Source organism: Rhodococcus sp. SJ-3 (assembly GCF_051918125.1).
In the GTDB taxonomy this organism is placed as follows: domain Bacteria; phylum Actinomycetota; class Actinomycetes; order Mycobacteriales; family Mycobacteriaceae; genus Rhodococcus.
The window spans coordinates 3,838,193-3,861,704 of sequence record NZ_CM123306.1 but is presented as its reverse complement, the minus strand read 5'-3'; the positions used below and the strand labels follow the sequence as shown (position 1 = coordinate 3,861,704).

The window sequence follows — 23,512 nt, the reverse complement described above, 5'->3', positions numbered from 1 at the left end:
GTCTACGAACCGCGCCTCCATTCGAGGAACCCGGTCCCCGTAGGTGACCGAGGTCACCGCAGCGAACTCGGCACGAGCGGCTCGTCGAGCAGGCGCAGGAAGCGTTCGGAACGCGCGTCGCCGACCGGAACCTGAGCGAGCCAGCCGCCGAGCAGTCGGTAGCCCTCTACGTAGGTACTGATGTAGGCGCGCCACAGCGGCGACGACAGGAACCGCAGGGATTGCCGCGCGCGTTCCTGACTCGACAGCGACCAGCGCTGCAGGAACTCGGCGACATCGTCGTGACTGCACCCGCGGTCGTGCAGCAACAGCGCGGCATCCTGACGCACCGAAAGCAACCCGGCGGACGCCTGCCCCAGCTGCTCTGCGAGTTCCCCGTCGAATCGGAGTCCGAGATCCGCGTAGATCTCCTGCGCCCAGAGCCCCCAACCCGGCCCGACGATCGCCTCCAGCGCGAGGTCGGCGAGCCCCTCGGCCATGAGGCACTGCGGGGTATTGACGAGGAACAACGTCTGTTCACCTTGCCCGCCCGCGACGAGGCCCGCTTCCTTCCTGCAGTGTTCGGTGTGATGGCCGGGATAGGCCTCGTGCGCGATCAGCCGCGGCAGATTCGACATCTGCTGCTCGAGGTCGGAGTTGATCGCGACCCGCGACCGATAGTCGCCGAGGTAGTAGTTGAACCCGGACCACGGCTTGTCGCCGACCACCTCGTATTCGACGTGCTCGGTCTCGGGCAGCGGGTAGACCGCGCGGACTCTGTCGCGCAGCGCACTCGAAAATGCCTCGACGCATTCGGCCAGCCGGTCGGCGGGAATCACCTCGGTCTTGCGATGAGCCTGCAGCCGTTCGGCCAGCGACGCCCCACTACTCCGAATGGGCAGCAGCGCGTCGAGGCGTCGATGCGCGTCGCGGTAGTCGTCTTCGTTTCCGGGCTCGATGTACACGTCGAAATAGGCTGCGACCTCGTCGACGAATCCGATGTCGTCGCCTGCGAACTTGCGGGCGGAGCAGTCCAGTGCCCGCAGGTGGGCGTCGAGAAACCGGGTCCGCTCGTCCGAGAGTCCCGCAGCCGGAAGCTCGCGGCGGAGCCGTTGCGCGATGTGTGATAGATCACGAGGCGCCGCCGGGGGCGCGTTCTCCGTTCGGTGCCGCAACTCCGGGTCGCCGGTGTAGGCGTCGACGAACCCCTCTTCGAGACGGTCGAAAGCCAGCCCCAGCAGCAGGTATTCCCGTACGAATGCGTCCGATCCCATACCCGGCAACACTAGTCGCTCCCCCGACGGGACGACGCGCGGTTCCGCCACGTGCGGGGACCCCGGCGACGCATCATCCTGTGTCAGCGAGCACAATCCCCTGCATGGACACGCAGCGCCACGACCCACGCAGGGGCCGCATCAACCGGATGTGCGTCATCGGAGGGACGTACCGATGGCGCGTTTGAGCGAACCCAGCCCGTACGTCGAGTTCGACCGCAAGCAGTGGCGAACGCTGCGTAAGTCCACACCGCTCGTGCTCACCGAGGACGAACTCGTAGGGCTACGCGGACTCGGTGAGCAGATCGACCTCGCCGAGGTGGCCGAGGTGTACCTGCCTCTCGCTCGCCTGATCCATCTCCAGGTCGCAGCGCGACAACGTCTGTTCGCAGCTACCGCAACCTTCCTCGGGGAGAAGCATCCCGACCGCCAGGTGCCGTTCGTGATCGGTGTCGCGGGCTCGGTTGCCGTGGGCAAATCCACCACCGCGCGCGTGCTTCAAGCACTACTGGCGCGATGGGAGCATCATCCCCGCGTCGACCTGGTGACCACCGACGGTTTCCTGTATCCGTCGAAGGAACTGATCCGCCGGAACATCATGCATCGGAAGGGCTTCCCGGAAAGCTACGACCGGCGCAAGCTTCTGCGCTTCGTCACCGAGGTCAAATCGGGTGCCGAAGAGGTTGCAGCCCCGCTCTATTCGCACATCTCGTACGACGTCGTCCCCGGCCAGTACCATGTGGTCCGGCAGCCGGACATCCTCATCATCGAGGGCCTCAACGTCCTGCAGACCGGACCCCGCCTCATGGTGTCCGACCTGTTCGATTTCTCCATCTACGTCGACGCTCGCATCGAGGACATCGAGAAGTGGTACGTAGACAGGTTTCTCGCCCTGCGAAAGACGTCGTTCTCGAACCCCGACGCGCATTTCCACCACTACGCGGGACTGTCCGATCGTGATGCGATGAGCGCCGCGAAAGAGCTCTGGCACTCGATCAACCTGCCGAACCTGGTGGAGAACATCCTGCCGACCCGGCCGCGCGCGACGCTCGTACTCCGCAAGGACGCCAACCACTCCATCAACAGGCTGCGGCTGCGTAAGATCTGACCGACCCGGTCGTGCAAGATCTGACCGACCCGGTCGTGCACAATCCGACCGACCTCTTCAGACTCCGAAACGGCGATGCCGGGCCGCGAAGTCGCGGAGGGCACGAAGGAAGTCGACTCGCCGGAACTCGGGCCAGTACGCCTCGGTGAACCAGATCTCCGAGTACGCGCTCTGCCACAGCAGGAAACCCGAGAGGCGCTGCTCACCGGAGGTGCGGATCACGAGATCCGGATCGGGCTGCCCGGAGGTGTAGAGGTGGCTGTCGACGCCTTCGACGGTGATCGCGTCGATCAACTCGTCGCCCGAGAGCCCCTCGGCCTGCTTCTTGCGCAACAGCGCCTGCACCGCGTCGACGATCTCCTGTCGACCGCCGTATCCGACGGCAACGTTGACGTGCGTGCCGGTACGACCCGCGGTCCCGGCCGCGGCTTCACGCAACCGAGTCGCGTGATCGTCCGGGAGCAGTTCGGGAGTGCCGACGATCTTGACGCTCCAGTTCTGATCCGGCGCCGAGATCTCCTCGACGACGTCGGCGATGATCTCGAGGAGTGCGTCGAGCTCCTCTGGGTCACGGCCGAGATTCTCGGTGGACAGCAGATAGATCGTTGCGGTCTCGATACCCGCCGCGTCGCACCAGCTCAGCAATTCGGCGATCTTGCGGGCGCCCATGCGGTGACCGTGCGCGACGTCCGTGAACCCGTTCTCTCGTGCCCATCGGCGGTTCCCGTCGCACATCACCGCAACGTGTCGCGGTTGGCGAGCCCCTTCGAGTTCCCTGAGCAATCGCCGTTCGTAGAGCCCGTACAGCACGCCGCTGAGCCTCACCGCGTCATCACCACGTGAGTCACATTACGCCCACGAGTTGTCGCGGTTGCGACGGTGGGCAACGACACTCGCGCACTCCGCCCCCGCCCCGGTAGCGTGACATCCACCGAACCTACGCAACCGTAGGTTACTGATCGGTCGGGAAGGATCCACTCAGATGACGGTCTTCGGGATCGACGAGCTGCCCGTCAAACCTCGCATGCGCGGGTGGATTCACCTGTGGGCATTCGGGACCGCGGTGATCGCGGGCATCATCCTGGTGAGCGCCGCCGCGATGACGCACCCCGCTGCGACGTGGCCGACCGTCATCTACGGCATCACGGTGTGCGGCCTCTTCGGAATCAGTGCCCTCTATCACCGCGTGCACTGGAGCAACCTCCGGCACAGAATGTGGATGAAGCGAGCCGATCATTCGATGATCTTCATCTTCATCGCAGGCAGCTACACCCCGTTCGCGACGCTCGCATTGCCACCCGAGACCGGACGGACACTTTTGGCGATCGTATGGGCGGGGGCAGCCGGTGGCGTCGCGCTGAAGATGCTGTGGCCGACCGCACCGCGATGGGTGGGCGTGCCCCTCTACCTGCTGCTCGGATGGGCGATCGTTCCCGTCGCCGGTGACCTCGTATCCCAAGCGGGCGTCGCCCCGATGGTCCTGCTCGTCGTGGGCGGACTGTTCTACAGCGGCGGAGCGATTCTGTACGCGACGAAATGGCCCGACCCGTGGCCCTCGACGTTCGGGCACCATGAGTTCTTCCACGCTGCCACCGTCATCGCGGCGGTGTGTCACGCAGGTGCGGTCTGGCTCGTCGTGTTCGCCTGAATCGCTCGATCGGACTCGTCACACCTGCCGCACCAATGGTCACGGTTCGGTAACCTCGCGGGCAATGTCTATCTCGCTTCTCGCCTTCGAATTGACCGAAACGAATCGCGAGTGGCTGATCCACAAGCCGCTCGCGATCGTCAGCTACCTCGTCGTGGCAGTGGTGCTCAGATATGTGCTGCACAAACTGATCGACCGCATGACGCTGCCCCGCGATCCCGACCGGCCGCCCAAGCGGTCGATCCTGCGTCCCCTGCAGGGTCGCACGGGCAAGACCCTAGGCGATCCGGCCGCACGCGAGCGACGCGCTCAGCGCGCCCAGACCATCGGGTCCGTTTTCAAATCCGGCGTGTCCATCATCGTGCTGGCCTGGGTGGTGTTGCAGACCCTCGACAAGCTCGGCTTCAACGTCGCACCGTTCATCGCCTCGGCCGGTATCGCCGGTGTCGCGCTCGGTTTCGGCGCCCAGAACCTGGTCCGGGATTTCATCTCCGGCATGTTCATGCTGCTCGAGGACCAATACGGCGTGGGTGATGTGGTCGATGTGGGAGATGCCATCGGCACGGTCGAATCCGTCGGGCTCCGCGTGACGACGATCCGCGACATCGACGGGACACTGTGGTACTGCCGCAACGGGGAGATTCTGCGGGTCGGCAACATGAGCCAGGGTCACGCGGTCGCGGTCGTCGATGTGCCGATCGCCCCCACGGCGAACGTCGACCGCGCGCAACAGGTCGCGTTCCGTGCGGTGATCGAAACGGCCGACCGCGACGACATCGCACCCTACGTTCTGGAGAAACCTGAACTGCTCGGCGTGAACTCGGTCACCGCGGGCGCGGTCACCCTCCGCATGACCGTGCGGGTGCGAGCCGGCAAGCAGTGGGCGGTCCGCCGCGCCCTGACCGGCGCGGTACTCGAGTCGTTCGATTCGAACGGAATCGAGTCGCCGTCGCTGATGCTCGCGCCGGTCGCGACGTAGCCGGGGCCGACTCGCCTATACATCGGCATCATCCGACCGCCGGGCTGCGGGCACCTTGGTGACGACCGTCAGCAGCACCGAGACCAGGGCGATGATGCCGATGGTGGTGTAGGCGAGGGTGTAGGCCTTCTCCTCGCCGATCAGCGTGGAGGCGACGATCGGGCCGATGATGCCCCCGAGGCTCCAGCCGATGAGCATCAGCCCGTAGATGGCGCCGGCGTTGCGGACTCCGAAGAAATCGCCTGCGGTGGCAGGCATCGTACCGAATGCGCCGCCGTAGCACAGGTAGACGATCGCAGCCAGGATCGAGAACACCACGGCGTTGTCGGCGTGCGGCAGCACGATCAGGCACACGCCTTGCAGCACGAGGATGGCAGTGAACGTCTTCATCCGACCGGTGTAGTCGGAGATCGCCGCCCACACGATCCGGCCGGCACCGTTGAAGATCGCCAGCACACCCACCAACGTCGCCGCACCGGTGACGCTGAACCCGGCGATGTCGGTGGCGCTCGGTTTGGCCTGCGAGATCAAGGAGATGCCGGCTGCCACACTTGAGGGTGAGAATCGCGGTGAGTAGGTACCACTGCGGCGTGTGCAACGCCTCGCCCTGGGTGTATTCCTTACCGGCGGCTGCATGGTCGTCGCCTCGATGGACAGGTTCGAAGCCCGGCACGGTGTAGCCCTCGGGCGGGTTGCGGAACAGCGCTGCGCCCGCCAGTGACATCACGAGGTAGACGATGCCCAACGGAAGAAATGCGCTCGTGGGGTCCTCCGGGTTCCGGTTGATGAGCCACTGCGCGGCCGGCGAGGTGAGCACCGCGCCGAATCCGAAACCGCCAACGGCCAGACCGGTGATGAGACCGGTCTTGTCGGGGAACCACTTCTGCAGCATGGCGATCGGGACGATGTAGGCGAAACCCAACCCGAAGCCGCTGATGATGCCGTATCCGAGAATGAGCAACCAGTAGTCCTCGGCACCGTTGGTCAGCGAGGCGAGCAGAATGCCGACGGCATAGATGACACCGCCGATCAACGCGACGATGCGCGGGCCCCTGAGATCCTGCAGTCTGCCCCCGGCGTAAGTGCCGATGAAGATCATGCCGATCGTGACGGTGAACGGAAGTGAAGCCCTGACCGTGCTGAGCTGCCAGGACTCTGCGCTCTCTAGCGCCCCGCCGAAGACCGACCACGCATAGACCGCCCCGATCGAGAACTGCAGCAGCAATCCGCCTGCCACCAACACCCAGCGGAAGCTCCCCGGACGCTGCCCCTCCCGTGCACCGGTGCCGAGTTGCTCGTCGGTGGCCTTCTCGGAGTCCATGCCGTTCTCCTTCGTTCTGCCCGGGAGCCGAACCTCAGCCCCGGTAGCGCACCGGCTCCCCGCGATCGACCCGTTCACGCTGGGGAACGACGGTGTACTTCGGGTCTTTCGCCGAGGCGATACCCGCCTCGTAGACGCCGAGGCGAGTGCACAGCGAGCCCGCCATGAGTGCGGCACCGGACGCCATCGACAGCACCCGGCTGCGACGCCCGGCGAGTGCTCCGACGGCACCCAGCGCCGTCAGGGCCTTGCTGACCCTCATGAACTGTCCGGCCCTGCCCTGGTGAAGAGTCTCGGCGGCCAGACCCATCGACTGTTCCATCCGATGTTCTGTCGCGAGTTCGACGAACGCGCCGCCGACTGCGAACGCGCGCGCAGGACCGGCCTCGGCGACCGGCGCGCCCAGGAGACCGAGACCGCCGGACGCGGCGGCAGCCGACCCACAGAACACGAAGGGAAGCTCTTTGTAGGCCGAGTGCCAGGCCGGGGTGGCGGTGTCCGAGAGCAGCACTCCCGTGTAGGAGGCCACAGGCGCTGCGGTCAGGGCCCCCACGATCCCGGCGGGCCGACCGAGGGCGAGCAGTAGCCGAACCGGCCCCCGCTTCACGCCGTCGGGCAGCATTCCGGCCACTTCCGCCGCCGCGGCGATACCCGCGAACGGGCCGTGCAGGGACAGGATCCAGGTACCGACCGACATCGGCGACGTCGGCTTCACGACCCGCAGCATGTTGAGGAAACGGCTCGGCTTGCCCAGGTCGCGGACGAGGGCACCGACACTGACGAGCAGGGACACGAGCGACCCGAACCGGGCGACCCGACGCAGTGCAGGGCGACCGGTCAGGTCCGCGCCCGCGGCGAGCAGAGAAGATCCGGCCGCCACGCCACCGGTGAACAGGTAGACGGCGATGTCGTGCTCCCACGGCGCGGGCTTCACGATGGGGCGCCCGTAATAGGACTCGAAGTCGGCTTCCGGCACCATCACCCGGTCACCGCCACGAGCGCCGCCCGACCGATGGGGATTGCCCGGACTGCCGCCGTGCTGCACCTGGGTCATCCGCGCCTCCTCAGGAACGACACGGCAGCACCCGCCAGCATCGCGACCGCCGCGACGGCGGCCCGACTCCACATCTCCGGTAGGTCCTTGGTGGTCACCACCGGGTCCGGAGGCAGTCCGTAGACCTCCGGCTCGTCGAGCAGCAAGAAGAAGGCGCCGGTTCCGCCGACCCCGTCCCCCGGATCGTTGCCGTAGAGACGTGCCTCCGACACCCCTCGCTCGTGCAACAACGCCAGTCGCTCGTCGGCCCGCGCACGCAACTCCTCGACGTCGCCGAACTGGATCGACTCGGTGGGGCATGCCTGCGCACACGAGGGCGTCTGGCCGTCGGTGAGCCGGTCGTAGCAGAGCGTGCACTTCTGGGCGATTCCGACCTTCGGGTCGTCCTCCGGTCCCTTGCGACGGTCGATGACACCATACGGACAGGCGGCCACACAGTAGCCGCAGCCGTTGCAGATCTCGTCCTGCACGACCACCGTGCCGAACTCGCTTCGGAACAGGGAACCGGTGGGGCAGACATCGAGACAGGCCGCGTGGGTGCAGTGCTTGCACACGTCCGAGGACATCAGCCACTGGAAGTCGGGTTTCTGCTCATCCGGCCGATCACTCGGTGCCGCACCGACGGAGGGCATTCCCAACGCCACCGCGGCCGGCTTCTCTGCCGGGCGTTCGATGAAGGCGACGTGCCGCCACTGATTGGCGTTGAGCGAGTGGCTGTTGTCGTAGGAGGTGCCGAGCATCTGAAACAGGTTCTCGGGGACGTCGTTCCACTCCTTGCATGCGACCTCGCAGGCCTTGCATCCGATGCACACGCTCGTGTCGGTGAAGAAGCCCTTCCGTGCCGGCGAATCCTCGTACCCGGCATCGGATGCCGGGTCGAGCGGTCCGAAGAGACTGTTGCGGCCGATCACTCGTCGTCCTCCTCCTCTTGGGTACCTGCGTCTTCCGAGGCGGCGACAATGTCGTCCGAGACGGTGACGATGGGTGGATACTCGGTGTCGGTTACCCCGGCCCTGCTCGTGTACTCCTCGACGTACTGTCGCATCGCCGCTCCGGTCGGGCGCCGTCCTGGCTGGACATCGCACGTACCGACCTTGGTTTCTTGAATGAGCACGTTGGGGTCGAGCGTGATGCCGAACAGGTCGTTGGCGGAATCACCCGTGACCAGACCGCCGCTGCCCCAGTGGTAGGGCATCCAGACCTGGTGGACGGTGCGTCCTTCGACCTTCAGCGGCCGCAGTCGCTCCGTCACCAGTACCCGGCCCTCGACCACCGAACGTGCGGTGACGACGTGGCACCACCCCATGTGCTCGAGGCCGCGCTCGGCTGCCAGTGCGGGCGAGACCTCCACGAACATCTCCGGTTGAAGCTCGGCGAGATGTTCGAGGTAACGGCTCATCCCGCCCGCGGTGTGGTGCTCGGTGAGCCGGCTGGTCGTGAACACGAACGGGAAGACGTCGACGTGCTCCTCGGGCGGGGCGGGGTTCATCGGGTTGTCGTCGCGGCGGTACTCGACGCGCGTCGGGTTGGCCTGCTGCCCGTAGAGCTGGTTCCGGAACGGCGACTCCACAGGTTCGTAGTGGGTCGGCATCGGGCCGTCGACGAGTCCCTGCGGCGCGTAGAGGGCGCCCTTGCCGTCGCCCTGCATGATGAACGGATCGATTCCCTCGATCGCCTCGACACCGTCGGAACCCGCCGGCGCGCGGTAGCTCGGCGGCTTGGTCTTCTCGAAGTCGGGCACGTCTTCGCCGGTCCACTGTTGCGCGTCGGCGTCCCACCACACATAGGCCTTGCGTTCGCTCCACGGTCTGCCCTCGGGGTCGGCGGACGCCCGGTTGTAGAGGATGCGACGGTTCATCGGCCACGCCCAACCCCACTCCGGAGCCACGAACGACTGCTCGTGACGGGACTTGCGACGGTTGGCCTGGTTGACGCCGTCGGCATAGACACCGGTGTAGATCCAGCAGCCGCCCAGGGTGGAGCCGTCGTCCTTCATCTCGGTGAACGACGACAGCGGCCGGCGCGTCGCCACGTCGTAGCCGTTGATCTCCATCAGCACGGCTTCGGCGCTGGGCTCGTCGTGCTCGCCGTGCTCGGGATAATCCCATGCCAGGTCGAGCAGCGGGCGGTCGCGTTCGTCCGTCGACCCGGCCAGCCGTTCCCGCATCATCCGTCCGAGGTGGTAGAAGAACCACAGCTCCGAGCGGCAGTCCTCCGGCGGCTCCACCGCCTTCTCACGCCACTGCAGCATCCGCTGGGTCTGCGTGAAGGTGCCCTCCTTCTCCGCGTAGGAGGCTGCGGGGAACAGGAACACTTCGGTGCCGCATTCCTCGGGGACGATCTCGCCGGTCTCGACCTCCGGGGAGTCCTTCCAGAAACTCGCACTCTCGATCTCGAACAGATCGCGGACCACGAGCCAGTCGAGGTTCGCCATCCCGAGACGCTGTGCGCGGCCGTGGGCAGACCCGACCGCGGGGTTCTGGCCGAGAAGGAAGTAGCCCTTGACCGTGCCGTCGATCATGTCGAGCACCGTGCGGTAGGTACCGTGATCGCCGGTGATCTTGGGCAGGTAGTCGAAGCAGTAGTCGTTGTCGGCGGTCGCCGCATCGCCCCAGTAGGCCTTGAGCAGGTTCACGGCATAGGCGTCGGCCTTCGACCAGAAGCCCTTGCTGCCCGGGTTGCGGACACTGTCCACCCAGTCCGTCATCGACTCGTGCTTGTTCGCATCGGGCATCGGCAGGTAGCCGGGCAGGAGGTTGAACAACGTCGGAATGTCGGTCGAGCCCTGGATGCTGGCGTGACCGCGCAGCGCCATGATCCCCCCGCCGGGGCGGCCCATGTTGCCGAGCAGCAGCTGCAGGATCGCGCCGGTGCGGATGTACTGCACGCCCACACTGTGCTGGGTCCAGCCCACGCTGTAGACGAGCGCGGTCGTCCGCTCCCGACCGGAGTTCGCCGTCCATGCGCGGCAGACGTCGAGGAAGTCCTCCTGCGAGACGCCGCACACCTGCTCGACGACCTCGGGCGTATAGCGCGCGAAGTGCCGCTTGAGCACTTGGTAGACGCAGCGCGGGTGCTGCAGGGTCTCGTCGCGCCTCGGGTGGCCCGCCGTCTGGATGCCGTGCGCCTCGTTCTGCAGTCCGGCAGCGGTCGCTCGGTGCTCGGCATGTTCGCCGGAATCGTCGGCCTGAGACTTGTGCAGGTCGCCGGGTTCGTCCTCCACGTCGTACTGCCAGCTCGTCGGGTCGTAGGTCCGCTTCTCCGGATCGAAGCCGGAGAAGAGCCCGTCGAGGTCGTCGGTGTCCTCGAACTTGTCGCTGACGAGCATCGCCGCGTTGGTGTAATTGACGACGTACTCGCGGAAGTCCAGCTCGTTGCTCAAGACATAGTTGATGACGCCACCGAGGAAGGCGATGTCGCTGCCGACCCGGATGGGCACATGCTTGTCCGCCACCGCGCTGGTGCGCGTGAAGCGCGGATCGACGTGGATGACGCGGGCACCGCGCTTCTGGGCCTCCACGACCCACTGGAAGCCCACGGGGTGGGCCTCGGCCATGTTGGAGCCCTGGATGACGATGCAGTCAGCGTTGGCCAGGTCGGCTGTGTAGCCGGTGGCGCCGCCGCGCCCGAAGCTGGTCCCCAGACCGGGGACGGTGGCGGAGTGTCATATGCGGGCCTGATTCTCGACCTGAATCGCCCCCATCGCCGTGAACAGCTTCTTGATGAGGTAGTTCTCCTCGTTGTCCAGCGTCGCACCGCCGAGGCTTGCGATGCCCATCGTGCGTCGGACGCGGCGACCCTTCTCGTCGAACTCCTGCCACGTCTCGCGGCGGGTCTTCAGCACGCGATCGACGACCATCTCCATGGCCGTGCCGAGGTCGAGGTCTTCCCATTCGGTGCCGTAGGGCCGACGATAGCGAATCTTGGTCTCACGCAACTCGCTGGTGACGAGGTTCTTGCTGGCCGAACCCTTCGGGCAGAGGCGCCCGCGATTCACGGGGCTGTCGGGGTCGCCTTCGATCTGGACGATCCGTTCATCCTTGACGAAGATCTTCTGTCCGCAACCGACAGCGCAGTAAGGGCACACGCTGCGCGCGACACGATCGGCGGTGGAGGTGCGCGGTTCGATCTCGTCGGTGCGACGGGAACGTGCGGCCTTGCCACGCCCGAGCAGGTCCTTACCGAGGAACTGTCGCAGGACGGGCCAGGGGAGGGACGTGTCCTTCTCCGCCATCGGTCTCCTCTCCGCGCTGTCGTTTCCGAAGTTACCGTCTACCCACGCTTCGTGCCCGGTATTCGGGATCCCGTGCAGGTGTGTCGGCATGTCCGGCGGTCGTCGAGGTCAGCGCACCCGGATCGCGTGCTCGCCCGCGGGGACCACCTCGCCGATGACCGGATGGCCGGGGAGCTCCCCGACGACCAGGAGACCGCCCGAGGTCTGGGCATCGGCGAGCAACAGCAGCTCGTCGTCGTCCACTTCGGAGTCGACCTCGTCACGGACCCAGTCGAGATTGCGACGGCTCCCGCCGGGCACGAATCCCGCCGCGAGCGATTCGCGCGCTCCGGCGACGTACGGCACGGCCGCGGCATCGATCACTGCGGTTGTGCCACTGGCCCGCATCATCTTCATCAGGTGGCCGAGCAGACCGAAACCCGTGACGTCGGTGGCGGCACGGACACCTGCGGCGTGGGCGAGTTGCGCCGCGTCGCGGTTGAGAGTCGTCATCACCGCGACCGCTTCCTCGAACCGCTCGCCGGTGGCCTTGTGGCGGTTGTTGAGGATGCCGAGTCCGAGCGGTTTGGTCAGGGTGAGCGGCAGGCCCGGCGCGGCAGCATCGTTGCGCAGCAGGCGGTCCGGGTCGCCCAGCCCGGTGACCGCGAGCCCGTACTTCGGCTCCCGATCGTCGATGCTGTGCCCGCCGGCGAGATGAGCACCGGCCTCGGCACACGCGTCGGCACCGCCCCGCATCACCTCGGCAGCCAGCTCGAAGGGGATGAGTTCCCGCGGCCAGCCGAGCAGGTTCACCGCGACGATCGGCGTGCCTCCCATCGCATAGACGTCGGACATGGCGTTGGTGGCGGCGATTCGTCCCCAGTCGTAGGGGTCGTCGACGACCGGGGTGAAGAAGTCGGCGGTCACGATCAGCGCTCGGCCGCTCCCGTCGGGTGCCGCGTCGATCCGGACCGCCGCCCCGTCGTCTCCGTTTTCGACACCGACCAGCAGGTCGCCTCCGGCACGGCCGCCCTGCAGACCACCGAGCACCCGCTCGAGCTCACCCGGCGGAACCTTGCAAGCGCAGCCACCGCCGGCTGCGTACTGGGTGAGTCTGATGCCCTCGGGAAGGTGGACGTGTGTGGTCATGGGCCCAACATACGGGCGAGCCGTAACACGGGGCTCGACTTCGGTTAGGGTGAGCGCGGAGGCGGTTCTCGTCTGGTGATGGACGCGGTCTTCAAAACCGTTGTGGCCCAGCATCTGGGTCAGGCGGGTTCGATTCCCGTCCGCCTCCGCCGGATTTCAGGTCAGCCGTGGGATGAGGAGGGGCGTGCCGGACCCGAGACGGGGCACGCCCCGCACCGACCAGATCCTCGCGGACCCGCGATTGCGTGAGGCCGTCGACCGGCTCGGCACCCGTCTGGTCAAGCAGACGGTGACCGCGGCCCAGCAGCGGTGCCGCGCCGGCGAGATCGAACCGGCCGCCGTCGCCGACGAAGCGGTCGCATCGTTGCCCGACGGGGCGACCACCCTGCGCCGCGTCGTCAACGCGACCGGGGTGGTGGTGCACACCAATCTCGGCCGCGCCCCGCTCTCCCGCGCGGCGGTGGACGCCGTGACCGCGGCGGCAGGCGCGACCGACGTCGAACTGGACCTGGCCACGGGTCGGCGCGGCCGGCGCGGGCGTGGCGCCCTCCAGGCCCTCGCAGAGCAGGTGCCCGACGCCGGAGGCGTCCACGTGGTCAACAACGGCGCAGCCGCGCTCGCACTGGTCGCCCGGGTGCTCGCGCGCGGTGGCCGCTCGATCGTGATCGCGCGGGGCGAGCTGGTCGAGATCGGCGACGGCTTCCGGATCCCGGAATTGCTGGAGTCCGTGGGCGCCAGGTTGCGGGAGGTCGGTACCACCAACCGGGTGCGTCTGAGCGACTATGCCGCGGCGGTCGACGACGACACCGCCTTCGTTCTCAAGGTGCATCCGTCGAACTTCACGGTCAGCGGCTTCACGTCGTCGGTGCCGGTCCGGGAGCTGGCGGGGTTGGGCCTGCCGGTGGTGGTCGACATCGGGTCGGGGCTGCTGGCCCCGCATCCGCGTCTGCCGAACGAGCCGGACGCCGCCAGTGCGCTGCGCGCCGGAGCGCAACTCGTGACCGCCTCGGGCGACAAGTTGCTCGGAGGTCCGCAGGCCGGACTGCTGCTCGGCGAGTCGGGACTGGTGGAGCGGCTTCGACGCGACCCGTTCGCTCGCGCACTTCGCGTCGACAAGCTCACCCTGGCTGCGCTGGAGGCGACCCTGACGGGGCCGACCCCTCCGGTGCCGGCCGCGCTGGCCGCTCGGCCGGACGATCTCCGTGCCCGGGCGCGGACGATCTGCGCCGCGCTCCCGGCCGAGTTGAATCCGGAGGTGTTCGACTCCGACGGTGTTGTGGGAGGCGGCGGTGCCCCGGACGCCATCCTGCCCAGCGTCGCGATCGCCCTGCCCGAACGCCTCGCCGGCCCATTGCGACTCGGCGCGAAACCTGTCGTCGGACGAGTCGAGCGCGCCCGGCTGTTGCTCGACCTGCTGACGGTCGCTCCCGACGAGGACGACGACCTGATCGACGCCGTCAGGTGCGCGGCCGGCCACGAAGAACGCTGATGCACGTCATCGCGACCGCCGGCCACGTCGATCACGGAAAGTCCACGCTGGTCGAAGCGCTCACCGGCGCCGACCCCGATCGGCTCGCCGAGGAACGGCGGCGAGGGCTGACCATCGAGCTCGGCTACTGCTGGACGTCCTGGCCGGACGTTGGGGAGGTCGCCTTCGTCGACGTCCCCGGACACGAGCGCTTCCTGACGACGATGCTCGCCGGAGTGGGACCGGTCCCGGCGGTGTTGTTCGTGGTGGCCGCCGACGACCCGTGGATGCCGCAAGCGGCCGAACACCTCGCCGCGCTCGACGCTCTCGGTGTGCGGCACGCCGTCATCGCGGTAACCCGCGCCGACCTCACTGATCCGGGTCCCGCTGCCGCGCAGGCCACCGCGGAGATTGCCCGCACCGGTTTGGCGGGGGCTCGCGTCGTCGCCGTGAGCGGCCACACCGGGATGGGGCTCGACGACCTTCGCTCAGCTTTGGTGACGATGGTCGCCGAGCTGCCCGATCCGGATCCGGACGCCGACGTCCGGCTCTGGGTCGACCGCCGGTTCACCGTGCGAGGAGCGGGGACCGTCGTCACCGGGACGCTGCCCGCCGGGACGGTCCGCGTCGGAGACACCCTCGTCGTCAGAAACACACTCGCCGTCGACGACACACCTGTGCGGGTACGCGGTGTTCAAGCGCTCGGTAGCGACGAGACAGCAGTGAGCGGCGTGGCCAGGGTCGCGCTCAATCTGAGCGGCCGAGTCGACGACGTGGTGCGGGGCAGTGTGCTCGTGACACCCGGCGCATGGCACCACACCTCCGTCGTGGACGTGCGGATCACAGGAACGGACCGGCCTCCGCTCGCTCCAGTGCTGCATATCGGGGCGGTGGATGTCGCAGTCCGCTGTCGCCCGCTCGGAGACGATCTCGTCAGGCTCACCCTCGACCGGGCGCTGCCTCTCCGCATCGGCGACCGCGCCCTGCTTCGCGACCCCGGACGCCGGATGATCTGGCGTGCCGACGTGCTCGATCCCGACCCGCCACGTCTCCGGCGACGCGGTGCTGCGACACGCCGGGCCCGGCAACTCGCGGGCGCCGACGGCACTGCGAGGCTGACGGACGAACTCGGCCGCCGCGGGCTCCTGCACCGAGAGCAGCTGCGTCGATTGGGTATCCCCGAGGAGGCCGGCGACCACCTGGCCGTAGGGCCGTGGCTCGTCGCACCCGCTCTCGCAAGAGCGGTCGCCGATCGGCTGCCCGCACTCGTCCAGCAGCATGCTCGCGCGCATCCGCTGGATCCGGCCGTCCCGCTGACCGTTCTGGCGTCGCAGCTGCGACTGCCCACTCCCGACCTGGTCCGGGAGCTGGTACGCCTGCCCCTCCGCGTGGTCGGGGGCCGGGTCTCCGGACCAGCAACCGAGGTACTGCCGAGCAAGGTCCGGACGGCAGTCGACGTGGTGCGCCGCGATCTCCTCGCGGCGCCGTTCGTCGCGCCGACGGCCGACCGGCTCCGCGAGCTCGGCCTGGACGACCGGGCTCTGGGAGCGGCCGACCGCAGCGGGCAGCTGTGGCGGGTCGGCCCGGGGATCGTCCTGCTTCCCGACGCCGCCGACGCCGCCGTGGCACGGCTTCGGGAGCTGGAGCAGCCGTTCACCACCAGCGCCGCGCGGGAGCGGCTGGGGACGACCCGACGGGTGGTGCTGCCGTTGCTCGATCAGCTCGACCGAGCCGGCCGCACGCGGCGGCTCGCCGACGACCGTCGCGAGGTAGCCCGGTAAGAGCTGAAACCGGCCGACCGGACCAGTGCAACGAATCGACGGGCGCGCGACGCTAGATCTCGGCTTCCTGCGCAGACTTGCGGGAGCGAATCAGGTCGACCGCGGCCACGAGTGCGAGTGAGACGACACCCCAGATCACGAACGTCACCAGGTGGCCACCGACGTTGTCCGCGCCGAAGTACATGATCGATCGGACCGACTCCACCGCCGCGGGCATCGGCAGGATGTCGTGCAGCACGCGGAAGATCTCCGGGCTCATGAAGATCGACATTGCACCGTTCGACGCGGGCACACCCAGGAACATCAGGACTGCGACTGCCGGGACCACGGCGAGCATGCCGAACAACCGGGTGAGGAACGTGGCGAACATCGACGTCGTGAAGATCGCCAGCACTCCGGTGCCGAACAGTTGCAGAACGTGCCCGTCGACGGCGCCGGTGAGCGGAGAAGCGATCACCCACACGACCAGCGACATGAACACCGAGAACCCGGCGGCGATCGGCAGCAGCGACTTCAGTCGCATGGCTGCGGGAGCGGCACTGTTGCCCACGACGGCGAGCATGAAGCCCGACATGATCCAGCCCATCGCGACGTACATCGCGACCGTGCCCATGGTGTCGGACCCCGGCAACGGGGCGATGTCCTCGATCGTCAGCGGGACCTGCTGGCCTGCGGCTACCTGCTGGAACGTCATCGACACGACCTGCTGCTGGCTCATACCCGCCGACTGGTTCGCGATCAACGTGGCGGTGGGCGAATCGGCCGACGGCAGCACGTATGCTGCGACGACGCTGCGATCCTGCACCGCGGCACGCGCCTCGTCGACGGATGCCGACGCGGTGAAGTCGAACAGTCCGTCCATGTTCTGTTCGAGGCCTGCGACCGCTTGTTCTGCCACATCCTCGGTAGCGGCCACCACTGTCACGGGCATCTCACGGGGCGCCGGCTGGTACATCGCACCGAGCATGATCGAGAACATCATGACGACCATGGCGAGCGGGAAGGCCGCGAGCGTCACGTAACGAACCCAATTGCGTTGCGGACGCGGTCCTGCGGTGAGTGAGGCGACCGTGATCTCGGGGTCGCGGGCATCCGGGTTCCGCTTGCGTTTGATCGCGTCGATCCCGAATACCGCAGCGAGCGCAAGAACGGCACCGATCACCATCACGAGAATGTGGGAACCGAGCCCGACGCCGTCGAAGTACAGGACGGAGCGGAGCGCTTCACCGGTTGCCGCGGTGGGCAGGAACGAGTGCAACTTCACGTACATCGAGGGCAGCGTGTAGATCGACATACCCATGTTGGATGCAGGCACGCCGAGCACCATGACGAACAGCATGCCGACGAGCACCGCCATCGGACCGAAGATCCGGGTGAGGAAGAACTGCACCGACCCCACCGCGAACACTGCAAGCCAGGAGATTCCGAGAACCGCTGCGGTATGCCCCTCGACGGCACCGAGCACCGGATCGGCAACGAACCACACGAGGGCGGCGATCAGCGCGGACCAGCCGGCCAGCAGAGGAATCGCGCGGCGCTTACGGAGCAGCTCGGGCGAGTTCGACAGCGTGATACTCCACGGCATGTACCCGGCGAGCATCAGACCGGTCGCCATGAACATCGCCGCCAGACCGGCGGTGTCGTGGCCGGGCAGCGGAGCCAGATCCTCGGTGACGAGGTCGAGCCCCTGGCCGATCACGTGCGGCGCCACGAGGCCGGTGACCGTGGACGACTGGGATGCGCCTGCCGCGCCCGCTGTGTACAGCGTGGCGGAGCCGGTGTCCGACAGCGAGACCGCCCCTGCAACTTCACGGTCGAAAACGAGATCGCGGGCCTGTTCGTCGGTCGCAACGATGCGCACGTCGACGGCGTCGGGGTCGGCATCCTCGAGCCACCGAGCGAACTGTTCCACCTGCTGGCTCGTACCGGCAACGGCGATGGGCATGTTGTGGGGCGCCGGGGCGTGCATCGCGAAGAGATACCCGGTGATCATCATCCCGACCATCAGGAAGGGCATGACGAAGATCGCGACTACACGTCCGATCTGTTCTTTACGTGCACGAGCAAGGTCGGCTTCTGTGGTCTCGCCATCGCCCGGCGGACCGCTGGCGGATTGCTCGAGGGTGGTTGTGGACATCTGCGATACTCCTCGAATAATTACGTTGCGTGACTTAAAAATGCTACGCTAGGTGTCTTAAATCCTCCAAGCTGCAAGACTGGTGACGTTCGTCCCACATGCCGCGGGGACATCGATCGACACAGGAAGCGACGGAAGCGGACATGGGCAGCTACGGCGATCGAGTTCGGCAGACCCTGCTCGACTCCGCTGAAGAACTCTTCGCCGAACACGGCATCGACGCAGTGTCGAACCGGCGCATCGCGGAACACGCAGGCAACTCCAACCACTCCGCGGTCAACTACCACTTCGGCGGACGCGACGAACTCATCCGCGCCCTGCTGCATCGGTTCTCCGAAGACACCCACGCCCGACGACGGGAGCTCGTCGCGATGCTCGCCCCGGAATCCGGCCTACGGGATCTCTTGAGCTGCCTGATCGTTCCGTTCACCGACCAGCTCGCATCGATGCCTGTCCCGGGTTGGCGTGCAAGATTCCTCCGCCAGATGCGAAGCGTTCCGTCGGTCACCGAAACCGTGGCAGGTGCTATCACGGCCGATCCGGTCGTGGACGATCTCATCCAGCGCGTGCGTGCGCTACTCACCGAGATCCCACCGTCGGTCCTCACCGGCCGATCCTGGATCCTCGGTCGCATCGTCACCGATCTCTGCGCCGACTACGAGGCGCGCCTCGAGTCCGAGAAGGCCCCGCCCAACTGGACAGGCTTCGCCAATTTCCTCATCGACGCGTGCGCGGGGCTACTCGAGGCACCGGTGACCAGTGAAGGCGATTTCCTCGGAGCACGCAGCTCCCTGGTGTGGCCCTAGCCTTTGGTGTGGCCCAGCCTCTGGTGCTGCCGCGTGCCCGGTCACTGGGTCAGCGCTTCGCGTAACGCGGACACCGAACCGACCGGCCGATCACACACGAACCCTCGGCAGACATAGGCGGCGGGCGCTCCGTCGACAAGGGGCCGGCCCCGCAGAAGTGGAGACGAGTCCGGCTCGCCGCCGACCACGAGCGATCCGCCCGGTGCCTCACGTCGCGCGGCCCGGAGCAACTCGCCCTCCCCGACGAGCGCCACCTGGATCGGACCACGCACCGCGGCCTCGGCGACGGTGAGCCAATGTCCGGCGGAGCGCGGAGCGCGGTCGAGCAGGACCGACGCGGCGCCCAACGATGCGTCGGCCGCCTCCGCGTACCGGCCCCCGTCGTCGACCGCCCCCGCCAGCGTGAGCAGGGCCTCGGCGATCAATGCCGCACCGGACGGCGTCGCACCATCGACGGGATCGCGCGGCCGCGCCACGAGCTGTTGGGCATCGTGAGCGGTATCGAACCAGCTACCCGGCCTGTCCGGATCGGCGAAGTGGGTCAGCGCGGTGTCGGCCAACTGCCGGGCAGGGTCGAGCCACCGCACCTCACCGGTGGCCTGATACAGCGCGAGCAGAGCGGTGATCAAGGCGCCGTGGTCTTCGAGCACACCGGCGGGCGCTCCCACCGATCCGCCGAGCGATGCGCGCCGGAGGCGGCCGTCGACCAGGTGCAGGCTCAGTAGTGCACGTGCGCAGGCTGCGGCGGCGTCCACCCAGCCCGGTCTTCCCAACGCAAGGCCGGCCTCGACGAGACCGGTGATCGCCAAGGCGTTCCATGCGGTGACCACCTTGTCGTCGCGACCCGGCTGCGGCCTGGTCGACCGCGCCCTGAACAGCCGCACACGAACCGAATCGGTACGTGCCTGATCGTCCGGATCGGCAGGTAACTGCAGGACGGACGCACCGGCTTCGAACGTCCCGGTGTCGGTGACCGCGAACACTCCCGCTGCCCACGCTCCGTCCTCGTCGCCGAGAACGTCGACAAGTTGCTGCGGCGTCCACACGTAGGTCAGGCCTTCGACGCCGTCCGTATCGGCGTCGAGTGCTGATGCGAAACACCCCTCTCCGGTACGGAGATCGCGGAGCAGGAAGCCGGCGATTCCCTCCGTGACACGGCGCGGCAGGGTCGAATCGGTGATCCGAGCCAGGTGCGCACACACGCGCAGAAGCAACGCGTTGTCGTAGAGCATCTTCTCGAAATGCGGCACGACCCAACCGGAATCGACGCTGTAGCGGGCGAATCCGCCGCCGAGCTGGTCGTGGATGCCTCCGCGCGCCATGGCCTCGGCGGTGCGTTCGACGAGCCCCAGCGTCTCCGCATCCCCCGTGCGTTCGTATCCGCGGAGCAAGCCCTCCAGCAGGTTCGACGGCGGGAACTTCGGTGCGCCACCGAAGCCACCGTGGATCTTGTCCTCGTCCCCCGCGACCGACGCCGCAGCCGCGTCGAGAAGCTCCGGGCCGATCATCCTGGTGCCCGGTGGCAGTCCGCCACTGCTGCGCTGAAGTTCGGCAACGATCGCCGCGGCAGCCTTCGCGACGTCGTCGCGGCGGTTGCGCCACGTATCCGCGATCGCACCGAGCAACTGAGTGAACGACGGCATCCCACCGCGCGGCGCCTTCGGGTAATAGGTGCCGCAGTAGAACGGCTCCCCGCCCGGTGTGAGGAAGCAGGTCATGGGCCACCCGCCCTGCCCTGTCATCGCAACTGTTGCGTTCATGTACACCGCGTCGATGTCGGGACGTTCCTCCCGGTCGACCTTGATGCACACGAAATGCTCGTTCATCAGCGCAGCGGTGTGGTCGTCCTCGAACGACTCGTGCGCCATGACGTGACACCAGTGACACGCGGCGTAGCCGACGGACAGAAGGATCGGCACATCCCGGTCGCGAGCCTCGGCGAGCGCGTCGCCGCCCCATTCCTGCCAGTGCACGGGATTGCCCGCGTGCTGACGGAGGTACGGGCTGAGGGACTCGGCAAGCCTGTTCGCCATCCCCTCACGCTACGTGCGATCAGCTCGTCTCGGGGGTGCTGTGTCCCGTCTTGTTCGCCTTGTCCGTCTCTGCAGAAGCCTCGTCCGTCTTCGTGATGTTCACAGCGGCGGCGCCGCGGTCGGTGCCTTCGTCTGCGGCCTGGTCTGCCTCGGGACTGTCCGTATCGAAACTTTCGGGAAGGTTGCTCAGCCGCTTGTTCATATTCCAGATGAGCAGGGCGATGGCCACGAGCAGTACCAGCACAAGTGCCAACCCGACCGGCGACGCCTTACCGAACTCGGGGCCGGTGGGTTCCTGTGCAAGAACCTCGATTGCCAGCGTGCCTAACGTCATCTCACCTGTCCGTCCTCGATACCCGCGAAAAGATCCGACTCGGGGATCGTCGTGGTGACGCGGGTCTTTGCCAACTCGAACTCTTCGGTCGGCCACACCTTCTGCTGGATGTCCAGCGGCACCGCGAAGAACGACCCGTTCGGATCGATCTGGGTGGCGTGTGCCCGAAGCGCGTCGTCGCGGTTCGGGAAATAGTCACCACAGGTTATCTGGGTGGTCACCCGTGCCATGAGATCGCCCTGCTCAGTGCGCCACCGGCTGAGCCACTCCTCCATCGGGAACGGTTCGCCTCGGCGTTCGTACTCGTCGCGGAACAGTTCGATGCGCTTGCGGATGAAGCCGTGCGAGTAGTAGACCTTCTTCACTTCCCACGGCTCGCCGAGCTCGGGATGGTAGTTCGGATCTGCTGCCGCCTCGTACGCCGCCATCGACACCTCATGGCAACGGATGTGATCGGGGTGCGGGTAGCCGCCGTTCTCGTCGTACGTGGTCATGACGTGCGGGCGGAACTCTCGGATGACCTCGACGAGCTTGCGTGTGGGCTCGTCGAGTGGCACCACCGCGAAGCACCCGTCGGGCAGCGGCGGCTTGGGATCGCCCTCCGGAAGACCGGAGTCGATGAAACCGAGCCAGCGATGCTGCACGCCGAGATGACGCGCTGCCGTCGCCATCTCCTCGCGCCGAACCTCGGGCATACGATCCCGGATACCGGGCACGTCCATCGCAGGATTGAGGATGTCTCCTCGTTCGCCACCCGTGAGGGTCACGACGAGCACGTCGTTCCCCTCTGCCGCGTAGCGGGCCGTAGTGGCGGCACCCTTGCTCGACTCGTCATCGGGATGGGCATGCACGGCCATGAGCCGTAGTCCGCTCACGTGTTTCCTCCACCTCACCGTCGTGTACATCTCGGGACAGGGCGGCGACCGCCGGTGCGGGCCGTCCGGATCCCTCCCCTATAGTTCCACCTGAGCGCTCCTCCGTCAGCCGTGGCCCCACGGGAGCACCCGAACTTCGGCCCGGGCCTGAAAGAAAATGATGACCGATACTGCAGAACAACCCCGACGCAGCGCGAGATACCCGTCGAAGGCACGGACGACGCGCGGCAAGAAGTGGGGCTTCACCGCCCTCGGCGTCCTCGCTGGAATCGGGCTCGGATTCGTGATGTACCAGCAGTTCGGACCCGCCGAGATCGAATACGAAGTGGTGGCGTTCAACGTCGTCGACGACGACACCCTCGATATCAAGCTGTCGGTCACGCGGCAGGACCCGTCGCAGGAGGCGGTGTGCATCGTCCGTGCGCGGTCGCGGGACGGCAGCGAAACCGGGCGGCGTGAAGTCCTCATCCCGGCGTCGGACTCATCGACGGTGGTTCTGGATTCGACGGTCAAGACGTCACAGCGCCCCGGTATGGGCGACGGCTACGGCTGCAGTTTCAACGTTCCGGAATACCTGCGCGCACCCTGATCTGATGCCGTTACGCTGCGCTTTCCGCGCGTAATCCAGATCTGGTGCTAGAATATGCCAATACACGGTTCCACCCATTGGGGCCGTGTATTGCTGCATTAGAGACAGTACGACCCCGTTCGCCACATTCCAGGGGGGAACGACGCGGGTCGTGCTGTTGCGGTCGTTGCGTATGCACGACTTGTCCACGGAGCCGGGGGCTCCAACCCGAAGGAAGTGATCGATGATGACCGAGACCCAGGTGACCTGGCTGACACAGGAGTCCCACGACCGCCTCAAGGCGGAACTGGACCAGCTCATCGCCAATCGTCCCGTCATCGCGGCCGAGATCAACGAGCGGCGTGAAGAAGGTGACCTCAAGGAAAACGGTGGTTACCACGCCGCCCGCGAAGAACAGGGTCAGCAGGAAGCACGCATCCGTCAGCTGCAGGAGCTGCTGAGCGCCGCGAAGGTCGGCGTCGCACCTACGCAGTCCGGTGTCGCGCTGCCCGGCTCGGTCGTCACGGTGTACTACGACGGCGACGAATCCGACAAGGAAACGTTCCTCATCGCGACCCGCGAAGAAGGCGCGCGCAACAGCGAGCTCGAGACCTACTCGCCCAGCTCCCCGCTCGGCAAGGCCCTCATCGAGGCGAAGGTCGGCGAGACACGCGAGTACGCGCTGCCCAACGGCAAAACGATGAAGGTGACGCTGGTTTCCGCAGAGCCGTACCACGGCTGATTCCGACGTACACGCAGCGATGCCCGGCCGGTGTTTCCGGCCG

General features: G+C 67.1%; 19 protein-coding genes, 1 tRNA gene and 1 pseudogene. 9 read left to right on the top strand and 12 right to left on the bottom strand.

Annotation, left to right across the window (positions count from 1 at the left end):
- Positions 1 to 53 precede the first annotated feature (53 nt).
- Complete coding sequence (locus ACTDXD_RS18005) at positions 54 to 1,253, bottom strand: DUF885 domain-containing protein (RefSeq protein ID WP_440123655.1); 1,200 nt, start codon at positions 1,251 to 1,253, stop codon at positions 54 to 56.
- 175 nt (positions 1,254 to 1,428) lie between these two features.
- On the opposite strand from ACTDXD_RS18005, the gene coaA reads away from it, so the two are divergent.
- Positions 1,429 to 2,361: a type I pantothenate kinase gene (coaA, locus tag ACTDXD_RS18000; RefSeq protein WP_440123654.1), complete on the top strand. Its 933-nt coding sequence runs from the start codon at positions 1,429 to 1,431 to the stop codon at positions 2,359 to 2,361.
- A 57-nt stretch (positions 2,362 to 2,418) separates the two neighbouring features.
- Here the strand turns inward: coaA and ACTDXD_RS17995 are convergent, their stop codons facing one another.
- Positions 2,419 to 3,186 carry an isoprenyl transferase gene (locus ACTDXD_RS17995; RefSeq protein ID WP_440123653.1) on the bottom strand — a complete coding sequence of 256 codons (768 nt, stop codon included), beginning with the start codon at positions 3,184 to 3,186 and terminating at the stop codon, positions 2,419 to 2,421.
- A 157-nt stretch (positions 3,187 to 3,343) separates the two neighbouring features.
- On the opposite strand from ACTDXD_RS17995, the gene trhA reads away from it, so the two are divergent.
- Both trhA and ACTDXD_RS17985 read left to right on the top strand, forming a co-directional pair.
- The gene (gene trhA, locus ACTDXD_RS17990; protein WP_440123652.1) at positions 3,344 to 4,009 is read left to right on the top strand and encodes a PAQR family membrane homeostasis protein TrhA; all 666 of its coding nucleotides are present in this window, start codon (positions 3,344 to 3,346) and stop codon (positions 4,007 to 4,009) included.
- A gap of 64 nt (positions 4,010 to 4,073) precedes the next feature.
- The gene (locus ACTDXD_RS17985; RefSeq protein ID WP_440123651.1) at positions 4,074 to 4,988 is read left to right on the top strand and encodes a mechanosensitive ion channel family protein; all 915 of its coding nucleotides are present in this window, start codon (positions 4,074 to 4,076) and stop codon (positions 4,986 to 4,988) included.
- A gap of 15 nt (positions 4,989 to 5,003) precedes the next feature.
- Here the strand turns inward: ACTDXD_RS17985 and ACTDXD_RS17980 are convergent, their stop codons facing one another.
- The 6 genes and pseudogenes from ACTDXD_RS17980 to selD form a co-directional block, all read right to left on the bottom strand.
- Positions 5,004 to 5,537 carry an MFS transporter gene (locus ACTDXD_RS17980; protein WP_440123650.1) on the bottom strand — a complete coding sequence of 178 codons (534 nt, stop codon included), beginning with the start codon at positions 5,535 to 5,537 and terminating at the stop codon, positions 5,004 to 5,006.
- A 70-nt stretch (positions 5,538 to 5,607) separates the two neighbouring features.
- A pseudogene (locus tag ACTDXD_RS17975) lies at positions 5,608 to 6,309 on the bottom strand (MFS transporter); the annotation flags it as partial.
- 34 nt (positions 6,310 to 6,343) lie between these two features.
- On the bottom strand, positions 6,344 to 7,363 hold the full coding sequence (gene nrfD, locus ACTDXD_RS17970; protein ID WP_440123649.1) for an NrfD/PsrC family molybdoenzyme membrane anchor subunit: 1,020 nt from the start codon (positions 7,361 to 7,363) through the stop codon (positions 6,344 to 6,346).
- Positions 7,360 to 8,274: a 4Fe-4S dicluster domain-containing protein gene (locus tag ACTDXD_RS17965; RefSeq protein ID WP_440123648.1), complete on the bottom strand. Its 915-nt coding sequence runs from the start codon at positions 8,272 to 8,274 to the stop codon at positions 7,360 to 7,362. The genes nrfD and ACTDXD_RS17965 overlap by 4 nt, the downstream gene beginning before the upstream one ends.
- A complete protein-coding gene (gene fdh / locus ACTDXD_RS17960) occupies positions 8,271 to 11,597 on the bottom strand; it encodes a formate dehydrogenase (protein ID WP_440123647.1) in 3,327 nt (1,108 codons plus the stop codon). Before fdh ends, ACTDXD_RS17965 begins: the two co-directional genes overlap by 4 nt.
- A gap of 108 nt (positions 11,598 to 11,705) precedes the next feature.
- Positions 11,706 to 12,725 (bottom strand): selenide, water dikinase SelD, encoded by a 1,020-nt coding sequence (gene selD, locus ACTDXD_RS17955; RefSeq protein ID WP_440123646.1) that lies wholly within the window; start codon positions 12,723 to 12,725, stop codon positions 11,706 to 11,708.
- 57 nt (positions 12,726 to 12,782) lie between these two features.
- Here selD and ACTDXD_RS17950 point away from each other — a divergent pair.
- From ACTDXD_RS17950 to selB, 3 genes are all read left to right on the top strand, one after another.
- Positions 12,783 to 12,874, top strand: a tRNA-Sec gene (locus tag ACTDXD_RS17950).
- Positions 12,875 to 12,909: 35 nt separating this feature from the next.
- A complete protein-coding gene (selA, locus tag ACTDXD_RS17945) occupies positions 12,910 to 14,214 on the top strand; it encodes an L-seryl-tRNA(Sec) selenium transferase (RefSeq protein ID WP_440123645.1) in 1,305 nt (434 codons plus the stop codon).
- Positions 14,214 to 15,974, top strand: a complete 1,761-nt coding sequence (gene selB, locus ACTDXD_RS17940) for a selenocysteine-specific translation elongation factor (protein ID WP_440123644.1) — start codon at positions 14,214 to 14,216, stop codon at positions 15,972 to 15,974. Before selA ends, selB begins: the two co-directional genes overlap by 1 nt.
- 52 nt (positions 15,975 to 16,026) lie before the next feature.
- Here the strand turns inward: selB and ACTDXD_RS17935 are convergent, their stop codons facing one another.
- On the bottom strand, positions 16,027 to 18,111 hold the full coding sequence (locus ACTDXD_RS17935) for an ABC transporter permease (RefSeq protein ID WP_440123643.1): 2,085 nt from the start codon (positions 18,109 to 18,111) through the stop codon (positions 16,027 to 16,029).
- 143 nt (positions 18,112 to 18,254) lie between these two features.
- Between ACTDXD_RS17935 and ACTDXD_RS17930 the strand changes: the two genes are divergently transcribed.
- The gene (locus ACTDXD_RS17930) at positions 18,255 to 18,917 is read left to right on the top strand and encodes a TetR/AcrR family transcriptional regulator (RefSeq protein WP_440123642.1); all 663 of its coding nucleotides are present in this window, start codon (positions 18,255 to 18,257) and stop codon (positions 18,915 to 18,917) included.
- A 41-nt stretch (positions 18,918 to 18,958) separates the two neighbouring features.
- On the opposite strand, the gene ACTDXD_RS17925 is transcribed toward ACTDXD_RS17930, so the two are convergent.
- Genes ACTDXD_RS17925 through mca form a run of 3 tightly spaced genes read right to left on the bottom strand, consistent with a single transcriptional unit; the run spans position 18,959 to position 22,159 of the window.
- Entirely contained in the window at positions 18,959 to 20,950 is a 1,992-nt protein-coding gene (locus ACTDXD_RS17925; protein WP_440123641.1) for a thioredoxin domain-containing protein, read from the bottom strand.
- Positions 20,951 to 20,969: 19 nt separating this feature from the next.
- Complete coding sequence (locus tag ACTDXD_RS17920; protein ID WP_440123640.1) at positions 20,970 to 21,284, bottom strand: hypothetical protein; 315 nt, start codon at positions 21,282 to 21,284, stop codon at positions 20,970 to 20,972.
- Entirely contained in the window at positions 21,281 to 22,159 is an 879-nt protein-coding gene (gene mca, locus ACTDXD_RS17915; RefSeq protein WP_169687731.1) for a mycothiol conjugate amidase Mca, read from the bottom strand. Before mca ends, ACTDXD_RS17920 begins: the two co-directional genes overlap by 4 nt.
- 160 nt (positions 22,160 to 22,319) lie before the next feature.
- Here mca and ACTDXD_RS17910 point away from each other — a divergent pair, with 160 nt between their 5' ends.
- Complete coding sequence (locus ACTDXD_RS17910; protein ID WP_440127683.1) at positions 22,320 to 22,748, top strand: DUF4307 domain-containing protein; 429 nt, start codon at positions 22,320 to 22,322, stop codon at positions 22,746 to 22,748.
- 226 nt (positions 22,749 to 22,974) lie between these two features.
- Entirely contained in the window at positions 22,975 to 23,469 is a 495-nt protein-coding gene (gene greA / locus ACTDXD_RS17905) for a transcription elongation factor GreA (RefSeq protein ID WP_132471639.1), read from the top strand.
- Positions 23,470 to 23,512 lie beyond the last annotated feature (43 nt).

Bases quoted from the DNA above. Each gene is read 5' to 3' on its own strand.
- nrfD (WP_440123649.1), bottom strand. From the start codon at position 7,363: ATGACCCAGGTGCAGCACGGCGGCAGTCCGGGCAATCCCCATCGGTCG.
- coaA (WP_440123654.1), top strand. From the start codon at position 1,429: ATGGCGCGTTTGAGCGAACCCAGCCCGTACGTCGAGTTCGACCGCAAG.
- ACTDXD_RS17985 (WP_440123651.1), top strand. From the start codon at position 4,074: ATGTCTATCTCGCTTCTCGCCTTCGAATTGACCGAAACGAATCGCGAG.
- ACTDXD_RS17920 (WP_440123640.1), bottom strand. From the start codon at position 21,284: ATGACGTTAGGCACGCTGGCAATCGAGGTTCTTGCACAGGAACCCACC.
- selB (WP_440123644.1), top strand. From the start codon at position 14,214: ATGCACGTCATCGCGACCGCCGGCCACGTCGATCACGGAAAGTCCACG.
- ACTDXD_RS17935 (WP_440123643.1), bottom strand. From the start codon at position 18,111: ATGTCCACAACCACCCTCGAGCAATCCGCCAGCGGTCCGCCGGGCGAT.
- selD (WP_440123646.1), bottom strand. From the start codon at position 12,725: ATGACCACACACGTCCACCTTCCCGAGGGCATCAGACTCACCCAGTAC.
- ACTDXD_RS18005 (WP_440123655.1), bottom strand. From the start codon at position 1,253: ATGGGATCGGACGCATTCGTACGGGAATACCTGCTGCTGGGGCTGGCT.
- ACTDXD_RS17925 (WP_440123641.1), bottom strand. From the start codon at position 20,950: ATGGCGAACAGGCTTGCCGAGTCCCTCAGCCCGTACCTCCGTCAGCAC.
- ACTDXD_RS17910 (WP_440127683.1), top strand. From the start codon at position 22,320: ATGACCGATACTGCAGAACAACCCCGACGCAGCGCGAGATACCCGTCG.
- ACTDXD_RS17930 (WP_440123642.1), top strand. From the start codon at position 18,255: ATGGGCAGCTACGGCGATCGAGTTCGGCAGACCCTGCTCGACTCCGCT.
- trhA (WP_440123652.1), top strand. From the start codon at position 3,344: ATGACGGTCTTCGGGATCGACGAGCTGCCCGTCAAACCTCGCATGCGC.
- greA (WP_132471639.1), top strand. From the start codon at position 22,975: ATGACCGAGACCCAGGTGACCTGGCTGACACAGGAGTCCCACGACCGC.